General features: G+C 72.2%; 2 protein-coding genes. Both read left to right on the forward strand.

Translation table 11 applies throughout. From position 1 onward, the window contains the following. Positions 1-1,179, forward strand: a 1,179-nt coding sequence (locus C5F48_RS22575) for a M28 family peptidase (RefSeq protein WP_146170716.1), incomplete at its 5' end; no start/stop codon positions are given. Positions 1,180-1,432: 253 nt separating this feature from the next. After that, positions 1,433-3,100 carry a gamma-glutamyltransferase gene (gene ggt, locus C5F48_RS22580; RefSeq protein WP_107665971.1) on the forward strand — a complete coding sequence of 556 codons (1,668 nt, stop codon included), beginning with the start codon at positions 1,433-1,435 and terminating at the stop codon, positions 3,098-3,100. Positions 3,101-3,288: the final 188 nt, after the last annotated feature.

Genomic DNA, 3,288 nt, shown 5'->3' on the forward strand with positions numbered 1-3,288 from the left:
ATCCTCTGCGGCTTCGGCGGCAGGCGCACCGGCTCCGCCTCCGAGCGCCAGGCGAGCGCGTACATCGGCGAGGTGCTGGCGGGCAGCGGCGGGCGCGCGAGCTGGCTCGACACGCCCTATGCGGGCTGGCAGCCGTTGGAATGCTTCGTCGAGGCGGCGGACAGCCGCTTCGATGCCTGCGCGCTGCTGAACGTCCCGGCCACCGCCGAGGCGGGGCTGCGGGCCGGGATCCTCGACCTGGGACGCGGTGCGCCCGCCGATTTCGCCGCGCGGCAGGACGAGGTCCGCGGCCGCATCGTTCTGGTGCGGCACGAGCGGATGTTCGCGCCGGACACGGTGCACCGCCGGGTGAAATACGCCGAGGCCGTGCGTTGCGGCGCCGCGGCGATGCTGGTCGTCGGCCATCAGCCGGGCAGCGTCGTCGCCGGCTCCAGCGGGATGGAGGCGGGGGAGGGCATTCCCGCCGCCGGCATCGCGCCCGAGACCGCCGAGGCGCTGCGGCGCGCCGGCTCCGCCCGGCTGCTGCTGCGCAGCGCGCTGGCCCCGGCCGAGGCCCGCAGCCATTTCGTCGAATTCGGCCCGGAGGCCGGCCCGGTCGTCGTGCTCTCGGCCCATCTCGACGGGCACGACCCGGCCGAGAGCGCGCTGGACAACGCCACCGGCTGCGCCATCCTGCTGGCGCTGATCGACGAGGTCGCGGGGCGGCGGGATCTGCCCTGCCGGCTGCGCTTCGCCTTCTTCAATCTCGAGGAATGGCGGCTCACCGGGTCGCGCGAATACGTGGCGCGGCTCTCGCCGGAGGAACGGGCGGAGATCGTGCTGAACATCAACCTCGACAGCCTGGGCATGGCCGGGCCGATGACCGCGCTCACCTCGGGCTTCGAGGCGCTGGGGCCGTTCCTGCAGCGGGTCTTCGCCGGGCTGGGCGAGGATCTCGGGGTGCATCTGCCGCTGCAGACCAACTCCGACCACGCGAATTTCGCCGAAGCCGGCATCCCCGCCTTCCGGCTGCTGTCCGGCTTCGACGATCCGGAGTCGGTGGCGATGAAGATCCTCAGCGACGGCGACCGGCGCGAGGCGGTCAGCCTGCCGGATCTGGACCGCGCCCTGGGGGCGACACGCGCGACGATGGAGGCCGCGCTGCGGCTCTCCCCGCAGGACCTGCGCCCCGTGCGGTGAAGGGTCGGACTGCGCTGGGGCAGGGGGGCGCAGATCGTGGCTGGCCGTGACCGCGGGTGCCCTTGAAACGGGCGATGGAGCAGATCTTCCCGGCGCGATGGGGGGCCAAGGCAGCCCCTCATCGGTGCCCGCCTTCCGCTGATGACGCCGAATGCGCATTGCGGGTTTACCCGGGGAGTGAGGACGTTACAGTCGCCCCGCCCGGCCGGCGGTCCCGCCGGTCCGGGATCCCGGACCCTGCGAGAGAATTCCCTTGGCTGATCAATTCCCCCTGCCGTTCACCTGCGAGAAGCGGCCTGCCTCCGGCGCGCTCGGCGTCGTCGTGACCAACACGCCGCTCGGATCGGCTGCGGGAAACGAGATGCTGGCGGTGGGCGGCAACGCCATCGACGCGGCGGTGGCGGCGATGCTGATGCTGACCGTGGTGGAGCCGATGATGGTCGGGATCGCCGGGGGCGGCATGACCCATATCCGGCTGGCGGACGGGCGGCATGTGGTGATCGACGCGCTCTCCACCGCGGGCGCCGCCGCGCGGCCCGACATGTTCGAGACCGTCTCGGACGCGCCGCCGACCTACATGGACACGAAGCACCGCCGCAACACGGTCGGCGCCTCTGCCGTGGCAGTGCCGGGCAACCTGCGCGGCTGGTGCCTGATGCAGCAGCGCTACGGCAAGCTGCCCTTCGCCGACGTGATCGCCCCGGCGATCCGGGTGGCGGAGTCGGGCTTTCTCGTCAGCCACTACCTGAACGGCGCGCTGCGCGAGCATCAGGCGGATCTGCTGGCCGACCCCGAAATGGCGCGGCTCTTCCTGCCGGGCGGCGAGCCGCTGGCCGCCGGGTCGCGGCTGGTGATGGGCGACTACGCCGAGAGCCTGCGGCTGATCCAGACGCAGGGTGCCGAGGCGCTGCATGGCGGCGCGCTCGGCCGCGCGCTGGTGGAGCGGCTGGCCATGGGCGGCGAAGCGGCGGGCCATGTGACGCTCGACGATCTCGTCGCCTATCGCGCGGTGGAGCGCGAGGCGATCTTCGGCAGCTACCGCGGCCATGTCATCGCCGGGCCGCCGCCCCCGGCCTCGTCGGGCGTGCATGTGACGCAGATGCTGAACATGCTGGAGCCGCATGACATTCGCGGCATGGGCTTCGGCAGCGCCGAGGGCCTGCACCTTCTGGCCGAAGTGATCCGCGTCGCCTTCGAGGACCGCCGCGCCGCCTCGGGCGATCCCGATTTCGTCGACGTGCCGGTGAAGCGCTTCACCTCCAAGGATTACGCGCTCGCCTGCCAGAACCGCCTGCGCGACCTCGCCCGTCCCGTGCCGCCGCCGGTTCCGGGCCATGAGAGCCGCGACACCACACATCTCACCGTGGCGGACCGCGAGGGCAATGTCGTTGCCTCCACCCATACGCTGAACGGGCTGTTCGGGGCGCGGATCATGGTGCCCGGCACCGGGATCATCCCCAACAACTACATGCTGAACTACGACCCCCATCCCGGCAAGGCGCTGTCGATCCTGCCGGGCAAGCGGGTGCCGACCTCGATGGCGCCGATGATCGTGCTCCGGGCCGACCGCCCGCTCTATGCGCTGGGGCTGCCGGGGGCGGTGCGGATATTCCCTTCCGCCATGCAGGCCATCGTCAACCTGATCGACCACGGCATGTCGTTGCAGCAGGCGGTCGAGGCGCCGCGGCTCTGGACCGACGGGCAGCATGTGGAGCTGGAACCGGCCTATGCGCCGATAGCGGAGGCGCTGCGGGCGCGCGGCCATGAGGTGCGGCTGGTCAAGACCATCGGCGGCGGCATGAACGCCATCGCCTTCGAGGAGGACGGCATGATGACCGGCGCCGCCTGCTGGCGCGCCGACGGCACCGTCACCGCGCAGGGCGGCGGGCTGGCCCGCCCCGGCGTCCGCTTTCAGATCTGACTGGAGATACCCATGACCACCGTCGTGATGCTCGACCCCGCCGCACCCGACCGCATGGAACGGGTCGCAGCCTTCCTGCCCGAGGGCTGGCGCCTGACCACGGCGGCCTCGCGCGCGGCCGAGGATCAGCTCGCGGCGCTGCAGGGCGCGCGCTACGCGATCACCGGCGATGTGCCGGTCAGCGCCGC

This window comes from Cereibacter changlensis JA139 (assembly GCF_003034985.1).
GTDB classification, from domain to species: Bacteria; Pseudomonadota; Alphaproteobacteria; order Rhodobacterales; family Rhodobacteraceae; genus Cereibacter; species Cereibacter changlensis.